The organism is Pseudoalteromonas sp. PPB1, assembly GCF_015356275.1.
Taxonomy (GTDB): Bacteria; Pseudomonadota; Gammaproteobacteria; order Enterobacterales; family Alteromonadaceae; genus Pseudoalteromonas; species Pseudoalteromonas rubra_D.
In genome coordinates, this window is record NZ_JACEQV010000004.1 from 133,118 (window position 1) to 153,836 (window position 20,719).

At 47.2% G+C, this 20,719-nt stretch carries 13 protein-coding genes; 9 read left to right on the top strand and 4 right to left on the bottom strand.

Annotated features, from left to right (window positions below; all coding sequences use genetic code 11):
• Positions 1–25 precede the first annotated feature (25 nt).
• A complete protein-coding gene (locus IY568_RS05735) occupies positions 26–5,809 on the top strand; it encodes a DNA repair ATPase (protein ID WP_194867005.1) in 5,784 nt (1,927 codons plus the stop codon).
• 30 nt (positions 5,810–5,839) lie between these two features.
• Here the strand turns inward: IY568_RS05735 and yiaA are convergent, their stop codons facing one another.
• The 3 genes from yiaA to IY568_RS05750 are packed head-to-tail and all read right to left on the bottom strand — an operon-like array spanning position 5,840 to position 7,460.
• Positions 5,840–6,286: an inner membrane protein YiaA gene (gene yiaA, locus IY568_RS05740; RefSeq protein WP_194867006.1), complete on the bottom strand. Its 447-nt coding sequence runs from the start codon at positions 6,284–6,286 to the stop codon at positions 5,840–5,842.
• Between the two features lie 11 nt (positions 6,287–6,297).
• Complete coding sequence (locus IY568_RS05745; RefSeq protein WP_228553149.1) at positions 6,298–7,107, bottom strand: DUF2145 domain-containing protein; 810 nt, start codon at positions 7,105–7,107, stop codon at positions 6,298–6,300.
• 2 nt (positions 7,108–7,109) lie between these two features.
• A complete protein-coding gene (locus IY568_RS05750; protein WP_125557711.1) occupies positions 7,110–7,460 on the bottom strand; it encodes a hypothetical protein in 351 nt (116 codons plus the stop codon).
• Positions 7,461–7,593: 133 nt separating this feature from the next.
• Here IY568_RS05750 and IY568_RS05755 point away from each other — a divergent pair, with 133 nt between their 5' ends.
• The 8 genes from IY568_RS05755 (at position 7,594) to IY568_RS05790 (ending at position 17,251) form a co-directional block, all read left to right on the top strand.
• Positions 7,594–8,337: a helix-turn-helix domain-containing protein gene (locus tag IY568_RS05755; protein WP_194867007.1), complete on the top strand. Its 744-nt coding sequence runs from the start codon at positions 7,594–7,596 to the stop codon at positions 8,335–8,337.
• Between the two features lie 111 nt (positions 8,338–8,448).
• Entirely contained in the window at positions 8,449–9,105 is a 657-nt protein-coding gene (locus IY568_RS05760) for a LysE family translocator (protein WP_194867008.1), read from the top strand.
• Between the two features lie 281 nt (positions 9,106–9,386).
• Entirely contained in the window at positions 9,387–10,430 is a 1,044-nt protein-coding gene (locus tag IY568_RS05765; RefSeq protein WP_194867009.1) for a GGDEF domain-containing protein, read from the top strand.
• 308 nt (positions 10,431–10,738) lie between these two features.
• A complete protein-coding gene (locus tag IY568_RS05770) occupies positions 10,739–11,800 on the top strand; it encodes a hypothetical protein (RefSeq protein WP_194867010.1) in 1,062 nt (353 codons plus the stop codon).
• Between the two features lie 11 nt (positions 11,801–11,811).
• Positions 11,812–12,861, top strand: a complete 1,050-nt coding sequence (locus IY568_RS05775) for a hypothetical protein (protein WP_194867011.1) — start codon at positions 11,812–11,814, stop codon at positions 12,859–12,861.
• 307 nt (positions 12,862–13,168) lie between these two features.
• Positions 13,169–13,645 (top strand): GNAT family N-acetyltransferase, encoded by a 477-nt coding sequence (locus IY568_RS05780; RefSeq protein WP_194867012.1) that lies wholly within the window; start codon positions 13,169–13,171, stop codon positions 13,643–13,645.
• A gap of 244 nt (positions 13,646–13,889) precedes the next feature.
• Positions 13,890–14,918, top strand: a complete 1,029-nt coding sequence (locus IY568_RS05785; RefSeq protein WP_125557696.1) for a cytochrome-c peroxidase — start codon at positions 13,890–13,892, stop codon at positions 14,916–14,918.
• The gene (locus IY568_RS05790) at positions 14,915–17,251 is read left to right on the top strand and encodes a hybrid sensor histidine kinase/response regulator (protein ID WP_194867013.1); all 2,337 of its coding nucleotides are present in this window, start codon (positions 14,915–14,917) and stop codon (positions 17,249–17,251) included. Before IY568_RS05785 ends, IY568_RS05790 begins: the two co-directional genes overlap by 4 nt.
• Before the next feature lie 524 nt (positions 17,252–17,775).
• Here the strand turns inward: IY568_RS05790 and IY568_RS05795 are convergent.
• Positions 17,776–20,706, bottom strand: a complete 2,931-nt coding sequence (locus IY568_RS05795; protein ID WP_194867014.1) for a M14 family zinc carboxypeptidase — start codon at positions 20,704–20,706, stop codon at positions 17,776–17,778.
• Between the last annotated feature and the right edge of the window lie 13 nt (positions 20,707–20,719).

Genomic DNA, 20,719 nt, shown 5'->3' on the forward strand with positions numbered 1-20,719 from the left:
CCCGATATGATTACAGGAAAGTGATATGACTGAACCAACAAGTCAGGATACTGAGTCACACAGTGCACTGGAGCAGGGCTCTTATCAGCTAATAAAGCGCCGCTTGAGTAATTTCGGCAGCGAGCTGCGCACTCAGGTTGATATACTCAATGATCAACGCGTTGACGCCTTTGGCAGCACTGAGCTGAAGGTACAGGGTCGAGCCCGGGTTCGAACTGAGCACAATTGCATTCCCAGAGACATAGTGCTGATTGGTGATAAGCTGATCTTTGCGTACAACGTCTTTATGGGCCTGAAGCAAAGTACGCATGTCAGTGATGTATTCAGCGTACAAAAGCTGGTGTTGCAGGACGACCACTATGAAGTGGAGCCGTATCCGTCAGAGACCAAGTTTCTGACCGATGCCCGCTTTTTAAGGGACTTTGACGAGCTTTATACTTATTACAAAGAAACCCGCTTGCAGCATCTGTTTGTGCAAGGCGGCAAGCTGTTTGCGCTCTTTCAGATTGGCGACCGACTGAGTGATGTCAGGGTATTTCGCTGGCAAATTGCCGCGGATAATACGCTGGACTACATAGATAACCGCGGTGAACGAGATATTCAGGAGCACAGCGGCTTTGATTTTGAATGGACCAGGACAGATCGTGCCCAGCATGAGGAAGGCCGGCACCCGCACATTAATGTGCTCGACAAAGTGTTTGTCGAAACTGTCGGTGGTGACCTGACCATTAAGATTGAAAACAACACTGAAACTGGCGAAGGCATTTATAGCGAGCCGGTAGAAGACAGCAATCAGTCATTGGCAGACTGTGAGTTGTATTACGCACAGGTCGGTGAGCTGATCCTGCTGAAGGTCCAGCCTTATCGCGAAAAGCAGTGGCGTTACTTTGTTTATAATTGTCGTACTCAGCAGGTGCTCAGACAGGATGCCATCGGTCAGGCTTGTGTGCAGTTGCCTGAAGACCACGGCATCATTTTCCCGGGCGGCTATTATCTGCAATCCGGTCAGACGCGTTATTTTGAAGAAAAAATAGATGATTTGGAATTTCATCGTCAGCTAAAATCGCCAAACGGTGAAGACGTGCTGTATGTGTTTTACGAGCCTGCCGAAGGCCGTTATGCGCTGTTTGCTTACAATATCATCGAAAAGAATCTGCAAAACCCCATTTATTGTCATGGTTATGGCATTTATGAAGATGGCTTAACGCTGACCTTTAAAGCTGAGCAGGAAGAAGCCGAGCGGGTTCATCCTATTCAGATATGGCAAAGCCCCTTTTGTTCGGCACAGTTTGCCGCTAATGCACCTACACCGACCAGTGTATTCGGTCGCATAGGCAATCCGGACCTGGTCAGAGCCATCTCTGATCTATACAGCGTCTGTAAGGCTATTAGCGAGCAAAATCCCAGTGTTTTTCATTACGAAGATCTGATCTCTCATACCCGTGGGATACTTGATCGCTATCACTGGCTCGCGGAAGCTGATTTCAGCACCATTAATACGCAACTGCACGATATCTTTGAAACCTCCGAGCAGGTGCTGGATGAGTTTGAAAAGGTCAGCCAAATTCAGCAAAGTGCCAGACAGGCGGAAGCTGATATTGAGCAGGAAAGCCATCAGGTATTGCGTGAAGTGCGCCCCGACAGTTTTAAACAGGCCAGTGAGTTTGTCGCCAGCCTGGATGCGCTGAAACTGCTCAAAGGGAAAGTGATCAGCCTGGAGGAAGTGAAATACATCAACCTTGATGTACTCAGCGCTATCCAAAGCAACATTGATGAACAGACCCAAGTACTCAGTCATGCAACGGCGGCTTTTCTGCAACAGGATAAAGCGCTTGCTCCCTATCATGAGCAGTTGCGGGATATTAATGAGAAAAGTGAGCAAAGCGACAGTGTCACGGAACTTAAAGGCTACCTCGGTTCACTTGAAACACTGGGCGATGAGCTGGACCTGCTAAACCACACTATGCTGGACCTGGAAATTGAAGACAGCCGAGTCAGGACACAAATTCTTGAGGATGTGAGTGCGGTATATGCATTGGTTAACCGTGCCAAGGCAGCCGTTGAGATACGTCGCAAAAGCCTCGGTAGTGTTGAGGCTAAGGCTGAGTTTGCCGCGCGCTTTAAACTGTTCAGTCAGAGTATCACCAGTGCGCTGAGCGCTGCTAAAACCCCTGAGCAATGTGATGAGCAGTTATCGCGATTGCTGATCCAGCTTGAGGAGCTGGAGTCTCAGTTCAGTGAATACGATGAGTTTCTGGCTGAGATTCTGGCCAAACGAGATGACGTTTACGAAAGTTTTGAAGCGCATAAACAGCAGCTGATTGACGAGCGTCAGCGCCGGGCACTGAATCTGGCCACAGCTGCAGAGCGGATTTTACAGGGCGTGAGCCGACGTACTCAGAATTTTACTGAGCTGGATCAGATCAACGGTTATTTTGCTTCTGACCCTATGATCAGCAAGCTACGTAGCCTGACCCAGGAGCTGAAGGAACTTGGCGATGAAGTCAAAGCCGATGACATTGCAGCGAAACTCAAGGCCAGCAAAGATCAGGGGATCCGCTCGCTCAGAGACAAGCAAGATATCTATAGCGACGGCGGTAAAACGGTCAAAATTGGTAAACATGGCTTTAGCGTGAACAAGCAGGTACTGGATCTGACGCTCTTGCCTCGCGATGATGAGCTAATGCTACACCTGACCGGGACAGAGTACTTTGATGTGATCCCTGACCCGCAAGCCCGCTCACAGTTAGCAGAGGCGGCTGACTACTGGACACAAACCTTACCCTCCGAACGACCAGAGATTTATCGCGGCGAGTTTTTAGCCGCCCAGATCCTGCGTGCGGCGCAACGGGGTGAGTCTGACTTGTCGATAGAGCAGCTACTGTGTGCTCTGCAGGAGGAGTCATTGCTGAGTGTAGTCCAGGCGTTTGCTGAACCCAGATATCAGGAAGGCTATGAAAAAGGGATCCATGACTTTGATGCGGCTCAGATCCTGACCTTGCTACTGAAACAAAAAAATGAGCTTGGGTTACTGATTTATCCGGCCAGTTGTCGGGTCATGGCCCAGCTGTTTGTCTCGACACTGGATGAGGCGCAGTTACAGCCGTTGCAACAACAAGCAACGCAGGCGCAACTGATGGCCAGTACGCTCAATGATCCGCGCTTTAACCAGCTGTTAATTGGTGAGCTGAGTGAGCTGATAAGCAGTTTTGGGGTGCAACTGGGCGATTATACAGCGAGTCTGGCGCAGTATTCTGCCCCGCTGAGCGCTGAATACCTCATTCAGGTGCTGGCCCGCAGTAAAGGTCTGCCACAGTTTGAACTGCAATCAGGAGCACGTAAGTTGGCTGAGCAGTTTCAGAGCATGGCCAAGGCCAAAGGTTTCTGGCAAACGCTGCAAGCCACCTTTGCTGAACTAAATACTTTGTCTGATAAGTGCCGCCTGGCATCGGGCTGGCTGAGCGCGTATGGCGAACAACATGGCGCTAGTCGTGAAGATCAGATTGAAGCGGCGAATTACTTGTTGCTTGCGGATCACAAAGGACTCAGCTATCAGGTGAAGGATGTCCAGGCGCAGACACAAGTATCCGGTCTGATGGGGCAGCATTCGCGTATTGAAGAGCAGACTCTGGCATTAGATTATGCTGAGTTTTTGGCCCGTACCAGTGCGTATATTGAGCAGGCTTTGCCCGCTTATCAGGGTTATCAACAGCTAAAGGCCGACGTTTTGCAAGCGCAAAAAGCACGCCTGCAACTGGAGGAGTTTAAACCCAGACCGCTGAGTTCATTTGTGCGCAACCAGCTCATTGATAAAGTGTATTTTCCGATCATCGGGGATAACCTGGCCAAGCAAATCGGTGCTTCAGGTAGTGCCAAGCGCACTGATTTAATGGGCATGTTATTACTGATCTCGCCGCCGGGATACGGTAAAACTACTTTGATTGAGTACGTGGCAAACCGCCTTGGACTGACTTTTGTTAAGGTCAACTGCCCGTCTATTGGTCACGATCAGGTTTCTTTGGATCCGTCTCAGGCGATTAATGCGACGGCCGCCAAAGAGATAGATAAGATCAACCAGAGCTTTGAAATGGGCAACAACGTAATGCTCTATCTGGATGACATTCAGCATACCAATCCGGAGTTTTTGCAGAAGTTTATTTCGCTGTGTGACGGCTCACGCCGGATTGACGGTGTCTGGAATGGTAAGAGTAAAACCTATGACCTGCGCGGTAAAAAGTTTGCGGTGGTCATGGCCGGTAACCCGTATACCGAATCGGGTGAAAGTTTTAAAATCCCGGACATGCTGGCGAACCGGGCAGACATATACAACCTGGGGGATACACTGGCCGGGTGTGAGCAAGAGTTTGCCATGAGTTTTGTTGAAAATGCGCTGACATCGAATGCGGTGCTTGCACCACTGGCAAACCGTAATATGGCCGACTTGTACAAGCTGGTGCGTATTGCTCAGGGAGAAGACATTTCGCTTAACGAGCTCGAATATGGCTATTCTCAGGCACAGGTCAATGAGATCAGTTCAGTACTTCAGAAGCTGTTGGTTATTCGTGAAACCGTACTCAAAGTGAATGCTCAGTATATTGCCTCGGCTGCGCAGGATGATAACTATCGCACCGAGCCGCCATTTAAGTTGCAGGGCAGTTACCGCAACATGAACAAGATGGCGGAAAAGGTCGTTGCCGCTATGAATCAGGAAGAGCTCGAAAACCTGATCCAGGATCACTACAGGGGTGAAGCGCAAACACTGAGTAAAGGCAGTGAAGAAAACCTGCTTAAACTGGGTGAGTTGCGAGACACGCTCACTGCTGAGGAAAGTGAACGTTGGGCTCAGATTAAGGCGGACTATGCACGACTTAATCGGGCTAATGATGCGGGGAGTCCGGCTTTGCTGGCGGTTGAGCAACTGGCTGAGGTCAGTGGTGCGTTATCACAGATAGCCTCACGTATGGATAAACAGCAACTGAGTCACAACTACAGCGAGCAGTTTGAAGGGTTGCGTGCTGTACTTGGGGAGCAGGGCGTGACAGCGCAACTGCAACAATTGACTCGACAAGCCGAGCAGCCTGCCATTCTCAAAGTGCTAGAGCAACTTGCTGAACAAAACCTGGCGCATAACCAGCAATTCCCGCACTGGCTGGACACCATAACGACGGCAATAAACTCGGCTGCGCAGAGTAGTGACACGGCGACACGTGAGGGTCAGGCAGAACTCAAAGAGGTTCTTGAAGTGCTGGTGGCTTATCAGCAGTCAGGACAAAGCGAGTTGGTGCAGGCACTGAGCGAAGCAGTCAGTCAGGCGATGGCCAGCAGTGACCAGCTTGCTTCCAGTAATCTGGCAACGCTTAAGTCAGCATTGGACTCCGTGCTCAGACAGCAGCAAACCAATCAGACAGCTCAGGCTCAGGCAGTATCTAAAGCACTGGCGCAGTCCGTTGCAGGGTTAGAGCATCATCAGAGCTCGCTGGATAAGGTGTTGGCGTCACTGCTCAGCCAACAGGAATCTCAACAGGCGAAGCAAAATGATACTCAGCAAGCATTGATTAGCGAATTGACGACACAACTGGCACGTATTCAGTCGGCTAGTGTGCAGGTAGATAACTACAGTGATGATGCCAGTGCCCAGGCATTAGCTGCAATTACTGAGTTACTTGGCCAAATGCATCAGGCGTCACAACAGGGAAGTGACACCCAGTTGCGTGAGCAACTGACTACGATTATCGACAAGCTTGAAAATTTGCAGTTGGCACCGTCGGAAGGTAACGAACCAAGAGGAGAGAATCCTTATATGTTATAAGGCCGCGTTGTGCGGCCTCTTAACTTCAGATCACTCCTTGCCTTCATGCACTTGTGTATTGGGTGAGGAGACCGTTTCAGTCACGCTCTGGCTATCGCGGACGTTCTTTTGAACGGCAATTGCAGCATATAGACTCATCAAAAACGCGATACCATAAAACCCTTTTTCACTGAGCAGCAACTCGGCGCGCCACAAAGCAAATACCAGCAGTACTATGGCCAATAAAGTGGAAGCTAAACTTAATAAATAGTAAATGTTTGAAGTCGGAATTTGTTCCTGACGGTCCCGGATGCACTTTTGCAAAGAGACCGCAGAAAACAGGCCATAGAGCAGGGCTATCAGATAATATCCTTTTTCATTCAGGGCCATTTGCGCATTGAACAGGCCAATCAGGTAGCAGGCGATACCAATCAGCAGAGCGGCAACAGATGCCAGTCTGAATGCTTTACTCGGTGCATAAGGGGCTGTTGTAGTCATACTGTGTTCTCCTAAAGTGGATATTTCAAATCAACCGGGCCATCTGGCGTCAGTACAGTGCTGTGCGCCAGCAACTGGTTGTTATTAAGGTATCGGACGATAGAGGTAAAGGTGGTGGTTTTGACCTTACCTTGATGGTCACTGCTGTCGACACCATCATTAAAAAGTGAGCCAAGCGCGAGTTTAAAGCGGCTCACATTGAGTGTTTGCGGCTTAAAATAGGCCCGCGTATTCACTTTGAGCTGTGCCATGTCCGTGGTGTTATATAACGCAGCATTGATCACATTCAGCGTATGCTCGGTGCAATTTTGCTTCTGGTTATTAAATGGGTTGGCTACCACCGAGTAGCGCGGATTATGGACCTTGGCAGGTACTCCCTGCGCAAACGCATCCAGCAACTTTTGCTGCAATGCCCGCGTGGGTATTGCAATGGCTGCTTTGAGGTCATGCACTGACCAGAAAAAGTCCGTAGGATAATCGATTATCAGCTGGCTGGTGCCGGGGTCGTCGTTCAACTGATATAAATTGTGAATGGCATAACCCTGCTTTTTCTCACCATCTGTGGTCGTGAGTTCGGAGTAGACCGCCAGTGCAACATGGGTAAATTCGATGCCCTTGGGGAGGTCATCCAGCGGGCGACCAACCCGGCCGATAACAAATACGTGTGCGCCCTGATTTGCAGCATAACGCTCAACTTGTTTGGCAAATTGCGCAATCTGATTTGCTTCAAAGCGGGCCTCGCCACTATTTTGGCTGCCTGCAAAAGTGTGTGTGCTGGCACTTAGTGCAGCGGCCATGCACAGTCCTTGTATCCACTTCATAATTATAGCTCCTCGCTAAGAGCTTGTGCTGGTGCAGGTCCTGCAATCAATACATCGTCACAAATAGGCAAAGGTTTTGGGCTGGCGGCGTCAGATAGGTCTGCTGCGGCCTTGGCACTGGCCATACCTACTGAAATTGCACTGAACCCGATTACTGCAACGGGGATAGCAACGGCAATCATAGACACTTTTGCGCCTTCAACGGCGCTTTCACCAACGCTAAGTGCACTGTACTTACTGGCCTGACTGCCATGATGGCTGGCCTGTGATGCGTGGCTGTCATTTGCCATAACCTGTGTACAAAATAATCCTAATACCGCAGAACATAAAACTGAACGAAGTAAATGAGTCATATCTTTCCCTCTTGGTAAGCAAGCCATGTGGCTCGCGTTGACTTGCTTTCCAATTTACCGAAGGGATTATATTTGTATACTCAAAATTAATATGTATAGTAATTAGAGACTGTGAGTATAGGAATGTAATACCTTGAGCCAAATCCCAATGATAACCTCAACGCTCAAACAGCTGTTGAAACAACATAAACTGACCTATAAGGAGGTCGCCAACGCACTGGATATGAGCGAAGCCAATGTTAAACGGGTCTTTGCCAGTGAGCAGTTCAGCTTACAGCGGCTAGAGCAGATCTGTGACCTGATGCAGTTGTCTTTGGCAGACATTTTTGCGTTGGGAGAACAAAAGCAGTCTCTGATCAGTCAGCTTACCCAGGCTCAGGAGCAGGAGTTGATGGAGAATCCTAAACTGTTTTTAGTGGCTGTGTGCGTACGTGATGGCTGGCAATTTGAAGACATTATCTCTCATTATCAAGTTGATGAACTGGAGTGCATCCGTTTACTGGCACGATTAGATAGCCTGAACATGATCCAGTTGCTTCCCAATAATCGCTATAAATCTCTGGTAGCACAAGACTTTCGTTGGATCCCCGGAGGTCCGCTAGAGCGTTTTATCGAACAGCAGGTGCTGACCAAGTTTTTACAGGGTAATTTCAACCGGCAAGACAGCTTTCGGTTTTATTTACGTGGTAGCTACAGTGATGCGACTATTAGTCTGGTGCGGCGTAGACTGGAGCAGTTGACTAAAGAGGTTGCTCAGCTGAATCAGCAAGATGCTCGTCTGCCTTTGGATAAGAGACAGAGTGTGGGGCTGTTTTTAGCAATGCGTCCATGGCAGTTGGGTTTGTTTAATGACCTCAGGCGCGAAGACGCGCAATAGTGTCGTAGCGTAATGCTCAAAAAACTTCCAACTGTGATTTATTTTATGTCTCTAAATGGGTACACTGAGGCGATGATTTGTGCGATGAAGTGACGTTAGTCGGAAGCTCTGATGATCGATATTACTCTGCTACCTCTGTTTTTTACTACTATTTTCTTTTTGGTTATCAGCCCCGGTCCGGACCTGTTGCTGTTATCCAGCTATTCAGCTACAAAGGGGTTCCGTGCCGGAGCTTATATCGCACTGGGCATTTTATTGGCGGGTCTGGTACAGACGGCGTTAGTGGCCTTTGGACTTGGTCAGGTGATGCAGACCATGCCATTGGTTGCATTGATTGTAAAACTCATTGGTGCGGCCTATCTGGCCTACCTGGGCGTCAAGATGCTCCTACACTGGTACAAACACCGCCGCATTACCCCTTCTGGTACTAAAACTGCGCCTGCAGATAGTGGCTTAAACGGTGTCGAATTGATCAAGCGAGGATGTTTCAACAACTTGCTCAACCCCAAAGCGCTGTTGTTTTTTAGCTTGTTCTTACCTCAATTCACAACAGCCGAGCATGGTTTGACCACGCAGTTAATTGTACTTGGACTGATGCTGAGTCTGTTTGCGTTTGTCATTAATCTCATGTTCGCTGCTGCCTTCAGTAATCTGGCGAAAACTATCGCAACAAGAGCCAAAGGGATAAAGCGCTGGGCCGTGCATCTCGATGGCGTACTGGGTACCCTGTTTATTGCGTTATCAGCGCGTCTTGCTCTGAGCAAGTGAAGTTTCATTATATGGTAATAAGCAATAATTAACATTGCATTGAGCACTGATAGTTTTAACTTTTTTATTTATTTCAAAGGTTTGAATAATTTATTTTTGAATTTAGAAAGTGAGAATATTTTATGTTTTGGTCTTGGCTAAGTGAATTTAATTGTAAATGATACGATATGATTGATTAATTTTTTCTAATTATTTAGTATTGCACGCGTTTGGCTCCAAAGGTAGAACAATAAATAAACAATAAAGCATTGCCACTGAACAATGCGACTTGATGGACCTGTATGGAATTTGATACAACACTGACACGCTCCGCGCACTATTTGAAGCAGGCGCTTCCTATTATGATCCGCTATCGGATCCCGCTGACACCACTGAATTATTCAATTTGCTACTGCTATGTTGTGGGTTCACAACCAGAGCTTAATGTGGAGTTGGATCAGATTATTGCCCGTTATCAGGGTTGTCCGCCTCACTTGGCCAGAGAGTTATTTGATAAGTACCTGTCTCAGCATGATTTGGCCTTGTTCCATGAAATTTCTCATTCATTTCAGGGCGCGATAGATCAGGTTCAGAGTGGTATCTGTGAGACTCTGGAATCTTCCCAGGACTTCTCTGCGTTTCTGTCTGAGTGTCATTATGGCCTACACAATCTTAAAAAACGCGGTGCAGAACAAGATCCGAGTGCCTATGATGAAGTGCTGGAATATGTCTCCAGGTTGACCCGTGAAGCAGTTGCAATGCAACAGAATGCACTGGGATTTCAGAATAAACTGGAAGTGGCTTATGATGAAATTAAGCTACTCAAAGAGGCGCTGTTTGCTTCTCAGCGAGAAGCCAACACAGATAAGCTGACAGGGTTGCTGAACCGTGGCAAATTCGATGAAGATATTGTTAGTTTCTGCACGCACTCTATGAGTAAGCAAAAAGTGTTGATATTTGTTGATATTGACCACTTCAAACGTTTTAACGACGATTTTGGTCACCAAAAAGGCGATGATGTTCTCCGTAAGGTGGCAGAAAAGTTGTCTCACCATGCACAAGGTCGTGGCGATGCATACCGCTACGGTGGTGAAGAGTTTTGCCTGACTTTGTCAATCAGTAGTGTCAGCGAAGCGGTTAGTTTTGCCAACATGGTTCGTCATGACATTCGAAAGCTCTCTGTGAAAGATAAAAAAACAGGTGAACCTATTCGACAGATCACGGCGAGTTTTGGTATTGCACTTCACAAAGAAGGTGCGCCTTGGCAGAGCCTGATTGAACTGGCAGACAGGGCGCTCTATCTGGCCAAATCACACGGGCGAGATCGGGTCGAAGTCGCCGGCTAATAGTCGGCGATCGCTTAAATTGTCACTCTTTTCGTTACACACCACGTCTTGAAATTTCTTCCAATACATTATTCTCCAAATTACATACGTTAATAAAAGTTTAATTTATATTCGTTTTGTGGTTGATTTTTGATCATATACTCATTAGCTTATTATTCGCTTTAACTAAAAGGTCAGACGTCAGATGAGTGATGCTTGTATGCAGTTGCGCTCAATGTAATTTCCGCGGTATGGCGTAATACCGGATAACCGAAATCTGAAGACTGGTCACTGAGCACAATGATTTTAATAGGATTTAAGAGGAAATTATGCAGCACAAAATCAAATACTTTCTGCGTTTGTCTTGGCTTTTCTTGCTAGGTTCAGTCGCTTTTAATTCATTTGCAAATGGTTATAAAGTCGTACTTATTCACGGTCTTCAGACTAGCCAGATCACTTCAGGCTATCCAATCGATGTTACCGGTGACGGGGAATCTTACTGGTCAGAGTTTTGGGGCCAACATGCAGATGTGCGTATTGACTGGCCAGCACTGGAGCGTATCGAAGGCAAGATAGCCAGCGATTATGTTTGGCCAAAGCTGAAGCAAATGTCGCAACAGGGAACTTGCCAGCCCGGTTGTATTCTAGTAACTCACTCTACGGGCGATCTGGTTGCGCGCTACCTGTTGGATAATCAGGCAAACTGGCTCGAGAACGCAGGCTTAGCACCGCTTAATATTGTTGCGACTTTTGATATCGCAGGTGCTGGTGGTGGCAGCGAATTGGCCGATTTGGCGGTGAGTGTTGCTCAAGGCACATCAGGTTTGAACCCACTCCTTGAAGCCGCTATCAGAGCCTGGCTAGGGGGCTCAGTTGAAGGTCGTCTGGGTGTGCTGAATGACCTGAAAGTTAATAACGCCAGACAGATCGCCGCTCTGCCAGAAGCCAGAACGCCAAGGCTGCGTTTTGTCGCTGATGGAACCTTGTTCCTGGGAGTGACTAAACTCTTCCTGAAAGGGACTGATGACAGTGTCGTCGCGACCCACTCTGCATGTGGTGCCAGTCGTGCGGATGACTTTGGCAGTTGTAGTACAAGCGTTGCAACTAGCGGAAAGCTGGCGTCGCAAAGTGATGCTGTTAGCGGGTTTATGCCATATCATTACCCTATGCTAATGAGTGATAACTATGACCACTTCTCAGTGATTAATGACCGGGCTGAAGGCAAAGTGACTGCTGCACAAGCGAGCCGTCAGTTGGCTGATGGTCGCACCATCAACTTCAATACCTACGAAGAAGAGACGGGTGCCTGGTTCTGGAAAAGTACTTATCGCTATGTCGAAAACTCAGGAAATAACAGCCTGTCTCGTCTAATGCTTAATGCTATGCAATAAGAGAGGTCAGGATGAAGCCCCGAATGTTCATTATTCTGACGTTTGTGGCAATCGGGCTTGGTTATTGGTGGCTCAGCGGTGACGCTGAGCCCATTCACCATGGCGCAGTTGCTCAAACAATAGACGCTGAGGTGCCTAACCATCAGCCAGAACAAGCCACAAAAAGTGCACTTAAAGCAAAGTCAGTGCAACAGTCAGAGCGTCATATTCCGATAGAAATGACTGATGCTGCAAGCAAAGTTGCTCAGCTCTATGAGCAGCAATTACGCCATGCCCCATATTCTCAGCCATTAACGCTGGCAGACAGTGACAGGCTGACACCCAATCATTTTTACCCGGTGACCATTCCGACCCAGGATATTGAAGAGGTATTAACACTCAAAGTCAGTCAATATCGTTTTGTATATCCAGAGCCCATAGAGTTATTGCTGACTGGCAGTGATATATATGGCGCCACAGTGATGGTGAGCGAGGTGGACAGCAATAAGGTGCTGCTAACCCAAAGTCTGCTTGAACAAGAAGGCAGCTATATTGCCAGTATAGCGGGTAAAAAGGACTTTCCCAGAGCATTGCAACTGACCGTGCGGGCACATGTCAGAGGTGATGAGATCCCCGTAGTTGCACAGGTGCAATACATGAAACCCAGTGCTGAGCTACTCAATCTTGAACAGGCTCGGGTGCATGGAAGTGATCTGCTGATCGATGCCAGACTGAATGTGCAGGAAGCCGGGATTTATCGAGTCAGAGCAAATCTGTTTTTAGGGGAGCAACCTTTGTCTCATGTGGTTGCCAGAAAGCGCCTGAGTGAAGGTGTGCAGACACTGCCCATGAAGATCCATCAAAGTGTGTTGCCGAACCATGCATCAGGTCTGAAGCTCAAGACTTTTGTGGTAGAGCGGATGTCTGGCTCGCCGCAGGAAAAAGCACGTTTTGGCCGAAGTAAAGTCAGTGAGTTTGCACTGGATGAGGTCGATCTCTCGGATCTTCAAAGACAAGCTTACACGCCTAGTGCACAAGAGCAGCAGAAACTGGCTTTTTTAAAGCAGCTGGGCAAGCAATAGCCGTTACGCTCAATTTGATTAGGGCAAGCGGGGAGACCTATACACCATCTTGCACTTTGCTTGAATTGGCTCCCCGGTATCGAAACCGACATACGCTTCGGCTAAAGGCGCGTGTTATTTTGCTCAATAGATGACGTTTGTTCGTTTTACACTGTGCAGACCAAAGCACCTCACCCCGCTTTTCTTGATTCTCGCGTTGTTGTTCGTTACGGTGTTTGTTCCTATTAGAGATCAAACACTCATTTGGGTTCTTTACAATACACATACTGAACAGTTTTGATTATGTTATAACAAAATAAGGGCGGATATGATCACCATTAAGAAGCTGAGACCTGCTGACTTTGAAGCGGTTAAATCCATTCAGCTGGCCTCCGAGCTGGTTCGTTTTGCCGGCACGGCGCAAGAATTTCTCGAAGAGATCTGTGAGACCACACACCTCCATGTTATTTATCATCAGGATACTTTGGTTGGCTACTTTAAGCTGGACCTGGCGTATGCCGAAAAGTTTGCTTATTGTCCGCCCGGCGCGCTTGGTATTCGTGCGTTTGTGATTGGTCAGCAGTATCAGGGGAAAGGGTTAGGCAGCGCGGCAATGGTGGCTGTGTTAGGTTACCTGGCGGAACATTATGCACAATTCCGGTGGTTATATCTGGGTGTTAATTGTCAAAATCCGGGGGCATATGCTTGCTATAAGAAAGCCGGGCTAACCGAGTGCGAAGACAAATATTTGGATGGTCCTGCTGGCCCTCAGTACATAATGTACAGTGAAATTAAGCAAAACTAACCGATCAGGAGAAAGTCGGGAGAGGGAAAACGCTAATTCAAATCTTAGCTTTTTAATCACAGCGTCAGTGTTAATGGCTCATGATGAACGAGCTAATCCGACTGAGAATATTCAAGACAGTGACCAGGCAATTGGTCCCGGTTGCATTCGTCTAATCCTGGTAGTCATGGGGGGTTTTTGATTTATGTGTCTATACTTACCCTCATAATTGAGAGCGAACAAGCTCACCAGGGATGTTATTTGTATGGGTATCAAGTATGTGGTGGCAGTATTTAGCGCGCTGGCAATGGTATTTTTAACGCTTGCGTTGCAGTTTTATTTTTTTAAAGACAATCGCCGTCACCAGCCAGTTATTAATAACAGCGCAGACTTAGTCACTTATTCCAGCCAATGGGTAGATGCCGCCATTCAACCCTTGCCACGCCTGGAATACTATGATGTTGGCTGGGTTCAGCTTGGTAAAGCCTTGTTTAAAAGCCCATTGCTTTCGGCGGACAACACAACATCCTGTGCTTCTTGTCATGACCTCTATAATGGCGGCGATGACGGTTTTCCCGTCTCTGTTGGTATAAATCAGCAGCTGGGGAGTCGCAATGCCCCGAGTGTAATTAATGCGGTCTTTAACTTCAGGCAATTCTGGGATGGGCGCAGTCCCGATCTGACCAGTCAGTTGCCGTTACCCATCCATAACCCGTTAGAGATGGCCAGCAATTGGTCACAAGTGATAGGCAAACTCAATCAACAGCCGCACTTTGTTAACAGCTTCGAAGCTTTGTCCGAAGACGGGATCACCCCTGAGAATATCACCAAGGCCATAGTCGCCTTCCAGAAGTCACTGGTATCCGAAAATACGCCCATTGACGCTTACCTGTTAGGTAATGAAAAGGCGTTAACGGTGCAACAGCAGCGCGGATATCGTAAGTTTGTTGAACTAGGCTGTGTGACCTGCCATCAGGGGCGTAATATCGGAGGCAATATCTATCAGAAAATGGGTCGCCTGGATCGTATGCCCAAAGCATTACTCAATGACGCTGGGCGGTATCAGTTAACCCGTAACGAGCAAGATAAGTTTGTCTTTAAAGTCCCAAGTTTACGGAATGTAGCAAATACAGGACCGTATTTTCACAATGGTTCTGTGGGGCAATTGTCGGATGCGATCCGGATAATGGCGAGCGGACAGCTAGGGTTAGAACTCAGTGATGAGGATGTCTCTGATCTGGAAGCGCTGCTACATGCCTTTTCAGGCGAACTGCCGAGGTCATTAAAAGAATGAAATACCTTATTGAAGGAGCAATACTTGGATTGATTTGGTGGATTGGCGCGCAAGCCATCACGCAATATTATCAGCTTCAAGATACTCAGGTTACTATGGCACTGAAAGCGCGTCTCAACAGGGCGACAACCGAGCTGTCGCTCGAAACCTTGTCCGCAATGGATAGCAATATTTATCATTTCGACAGGCATGCACAAAAGCAGCTGGAGTTTGAAAGTGTATATAATGAACTGCTTGCCCGAGATTTGTTGAGCGACGAAATGAGTCTGGCTGTAGCGCACTTTCATGACGCCGTTGACACATACATGCAGTTGGCTTCTATGCTCAAAACTTCTTACCGTTACATTGCAAAGCAGGAGCTGGAAAAAGATGCTTACTCAGCGCAAGCTCAGTTAGCAGTCAGTAAAAGTGCGGCATTGGTGTCTAATTTGCAGGTGACCAATTCACATACTGTTTTTGAAATGGTACGTCAGCAGTTAATGCGCTCCATGACATCACTCGAACAGTTTGAACAGGAAAGCCGCAGCTTCAGGGTAATGCGATTACACATAGATTTTATACTCGAGAATGCATTGCCTGCTTCAAACCTGCTGGTACCGATACAAAATAGCACGCTATCAACGGCCATTTTGAGAGAGACGCAGCAACTTAGCGAACAGGTCGACGTCGATTACTGGCAGATGACAAGGTCTATCCTCCTCCTGCTTCTATTGGTCTTTCTTCTTATTATTGTCGTATTGTTGCGGCTAATGAGCGATCTGAAGCGAGCCAATGCGCAAGCAAACCTGGCTGCCGAAACTAAGTCTTTGTTTTTATCTAATATGTCACATGAGATAAGAACGCCCATGAATGGGATCATGGGCCTGACTGATATTCTGCTGGCTACTGACCTGACCTCAGTACAAAGAAATTATCTGGAGAAAGTGCGCTTTTCGGCAAATGCCTTAACGACCATCATTAACGATATTCTCGACTTTTCAAAAATTGAGTCTAAGAAGCTTAATATCGAACAAACCCCATTTCAGTTTGAGGAGTTACTCGATAACTTGAGATCTTTGATCACGCCCATCGCCAATACCAAAGGGGTCAAGCTTATTTTTGATATTGACCCCTTGCTCAGTGATTGGTACGTCGGCGATCCCGTCCGAATAAATCAGATTATGCTTAACTTCACGTCGAATGCTGCGAAGTTCACGGAATCTGGTTCGATTACGCTCGCTGTGCATCGGGAGGCTAAAACTGCATCGAGTGACTGGGTAGAGATTTCAGTGACCGATACCGGGATAGGGATAGAGCAGGATAAAGTTGAACAGCTGTTTGAGCGTTTTACACAAGCTGAAGCGTCCACTACTCGTCGCTATGGGGGCACCGGACTGGGGCTGACAATTTGTAAATTACTGACAGAGCTAATGGAGGGTCATATCGCGGTAGTCAGTGAAGTCGGCCAGGGATCTACGTTTAGCGTTCGTTTGCCTCTGAACACAGTCAGTAAGGCATCTTTATCCGAGCAGGAAATCTCGACAGCCAGTATCACTGGCACAATATTAATTGTAGAGGATGACCCAATTTACATGGAGGTCAGTGATAACATTGCCTCGTCAGTGGGACTGACGGTGTCGCGCGCGCAAAACGGACGACAAGCCGAGGCAATGTTATCCGCGAATACTTTTGACATGCTACTGCTTGATTGGGTATTGCCAGACTGTGAGGCCAATGGGTTGTTAGAGAGACTAGAAACCTTAGCGGTGTTACCTGCAAAAGTTGTCATTTACACGGCGCATACAGAGCAAAGTATTGCGCCAAAAGTGAACTACCCGATACTTTATAAGCCATTACTAAAAAAAGACCTGATCAGTCTTTTTGTTAAAGATACGCCTGGCCAAATTGCTGCAAAGCACAACCCTGAGCAATCAGACCAGATAGAAGAACCTGTCAGCGCAGCTGGCGCATTTCGGGTACTACTCGTTGAAGACAATGAGATTAATCGCATAGTGGCGACCAAGCTATTAGATCGTTTTGAACTAGATATTGTGATTGCAGAAAACGGTCAACAGGCGGTTGATGTAATCAAGTCGTGTGATGGTGCATTTGACCTTGTCTTAATGGATATTCAGATGCCGGTGATGGATGGTATGGAAGCCACCCGTATCCTCCGTGAAACTTATGATAAAGAGCGACTGACGATCATCGCGTTAACTGCCAACGTTATGCAAAGCGAGGTAGATAAATACCTGAGCATAGGCATGAATGCGCACCTCGGAAAGCCGTTTAAAATTGATGAGCTGGATAAAATACTGAATGAATATTTGTTTTTTAGCAAAGCCTTACCTTAGTACTTTTGTATAGGCCAGAACCGCTATAAGTGAAATGGACGACCGGTGGCAACGTGAATCAAAAAGAGGTAGCTATCATGAAAAGCGTATTGTTTATTTTGCTTGTTGTATTTTCCAGCTAGGTGTTGTCAGCAGACCGGCTTGTTTCAAATGCCAATGTGACGTCATTAAAAGTGTTTGAAACAAATGATGACTCAGTGAATGTCTGGATGGTTATAAATGGGAGTGGCCGAATTGGCCCCAACCCCGATAATCCGGCGGTAACTTGTGAGCTGTGGACCAAGAGTTCGTCCGTTCACGGAGCGGCATTGGCTGCATTAATGAGCAAAAAAAGGTCAATATCTGGTACGTTGACCGAGGTGATAAATCACACTGGTGTAAGGTCAAATTGTTAGAAGTACTCGATAACTGAAGTAGAGCCAATTTCCCTATTACAGATGCTTTCGTTGAATCGCACTTTTGCTAAAGCCCTGCAAGCTAAGTGTTGCAGGGCTGTTGGCTTCAATATGCGTCAAGTAAGGTCATTAAAGACTTTTGATTGGCTGATGAGTACCCAATCCAGAACCATATACAATCGCATTCAATAATAACCGGTTGGTGGCGAGTGTAGAGCCTCTAAATGCAGGCTGGCCTGAGAACAATATAACCTGTCCTCTACCCAGTCGCTCTCGTGTCAAGTAAGCTGAATTCGCGATTCGTTTGCTTGCTTCTGGCCATAACAGGCCACTCATACGCAGCGTCAGAGTTTGTTTGTCAGGTAACGTTGCCCAGTTTATTGTGCGGTTAAGTGGTTTACCTGCTGCACTTTCCATTCGTTTTTTCCATTCTTTGTCGTCCATTTCCTGGTATGCACCGAACCTTACTGGCGCCTGCACACCTTCTTTGGCCATCAAAACCGGGTTTTGGGCAGTCAAAACCGGAATCACTTTCGGGGCACCAAAAGTTAACCAATGTTTTTGGTCGGTACGAGCGGCAACCAGAGCACCTGCTGGCATAAATTGCGCAAGCCAGTCATCTTGCTTTTTCAGTTGCTTCTCGCTTGGTGTTTTTGACTCGCTGTTCCAGGGGTAGTTGACTGACTCAGCAGCATTGTGTTGCCAGGCTAGGCTCACCTCAGGGTAACCTTGTTTTTGCGCCAACCACTCTTTTTGTAAGGCAACGTCATATCTGGCTGTGTCTTTGAAGGTATCCTGAATTTGCCTTACCCGACTGAATTGAGCATCTTTATCTACAAACGGGGCTACTGAGCCATCTATGGCAATGAGTGTGCCACCGTTTTGTGTCCATGTTTTTAATGCTGATAGCTCACTTTGACCCAACCGGTTGTACCAGGTTGTTGGCACGATGAACGTGTTGTAGCGTCTCAGGTCTGTGATATTAAAGCGATTTGAGTCTATATGAGAATGACGGATCCCCAGATTACTGTCGATGCTATGCCAAATTGCACCAAAATCTAATGAGCTGATGCCTGGGCCGCCAAGAATGGCGATTTTTGGTTGATTCAGTACCTTAAAGTGCTCACCACCAAAATCAGGCAAGTCGCCTTTACCCATACCGCCTGCTATCGCATGCGCAGTGACAGCCATTTCCTGTGCTGTTTTCTCGATTACCGCATCTAAGTCACCGGCAAAGAACTCATTGTCGTAGCGTGAGACAACAATGGTGCCCCGGCTCATATTTACCCCATCCAGGGCCGTTTCTTTGTCAAGGATACGTGTTGTAATCCCTCGTTCCATTAAGCGAGCTGCAAAGCCTACCGAAGCATCATTAGTGCCATTGACCACATAGCCAATGGAATTCGCTTTTTTAATCATTGCCGGACGTTTTTCAGGGGCAGAGTAAGGGCGAATGTTATCATTGATATCGCTTGGAATGGCCAGGGCTTCAACACCGTGCATCATAGTGATGTTCCATGCAGTGGCGTCATACATTAAGCTGGAACCATCACGCAGTACGCGTTGACGCTCCTCAATGAGCACACTGTCGTCTATCTTGGTATCAAATTCCAGCATAGTGGAGACAAGCCGCCCCTGAGCCTGGCGATTGCGAATGATCAATGTGCCTGTGGGGAGCATTTGTGAGACGGAATTACCAAGCTGATTAGTGGCATTTTTAACAGCAATAGGCTGCGTGGTTTGATGCATCTCAAAGCCTTGCAACTGCATTAAATTAACAAACTTGGCCATACGCTGGTGGTTCTCAGACGGTAAAATGGCAAATGTTCTATCAGCATATGGGCTGTTTTTTGAAATGAGATTACGTTTGTCGCTCACAAAGTCGCGATAGACGTCTTTAGAGTGCTTAATGAGTGTTTTTACGTTAACCAGGCTACTGACAAGCTGTTTATCAACTCCTTCAGCATAACTTACAATACGGCCATTTGGTTGCATGACACCATCTTCTTTGATGCGCGCTTGTTCGTACAGAATGTGAATAGTGCCTCGGAATGCGGCATAACTTGAATAACCCGGGTAAAGGTTTTCTAACCATTCACCTGTGTAGTATGGCCAGTTTTGATCATCAAAAGCTTCGGCCTGATCTTGCGCAAAAATCCCACCCCATTTCCTGCCTGATGCAGACAAGTTTTTGTTTACAGGCTCTCGCGCCAAACCAAATAAATAAGAGTCCATTGGGCCCATTTCGTGCGCATCAATCATTAATTGCGGATTCCATTCATTGATTGATTTAACAATACCGCGCGTTTCAGGGTGAACACCCAAGATAAAGTCACGGTTTAAGTCAAACAAGTAATGGTTACTGCGGCCAGCTCTCCATGCGTCGGTGTGTAACGTCGATTGGGTGTCTACATTGGGGGCAACCCCCCGACGTTGCTGAAGCTCCTGCGTAAAGCGCGCACGACCGTCAGGGTTCATAAGAGGGTCGACAATGATGATGCTTTTTTCAAGCATATCTTGAATGTCTTTTTCTTGTGATGCTATTAATTGGTAGATTGCAGCAAGTCCTGCATCACTGCCTGAGCCTTCATTGCCATGGATGGTATAGGCAAGCCAGGCGACGGCTGGTAGTCTGTTTATAATACGCTTTTCTTCACTCTTTGAGAGGTTTTTTGGGTTTGCTAACTTACCGATATCTGACTTGATCCGGTCGGTGTTTTTTAGGTTTTCTGGAGATGAAATAACCACATAGTGTAAGGGCCTGCCTGCGTGAGAGCGTGCATATTCTACAACTTGCATTTTATCACTGACCTGTTGCCACTGTTTTAGTGCGTCGGTAATTTGTGCTGGTGTTGCCGCTTTTTGACCAACAGGAAAGCCCAGAATACTCTCTGGGGTGGGAATACTGACGTCTAGTTGGCCATTAATGAGCGCTTTTTGGTAATCAAGGCCTTGTAATTCAGTGGGGGTCAGTTTTATTTGCGCGGTTGCTTGACTACTGATGGTCAGCGTACCTGCAAGTGCAATGGACAATACTTGAGAGTGAAATCGCATTGGCATGAGGATTCCTTAT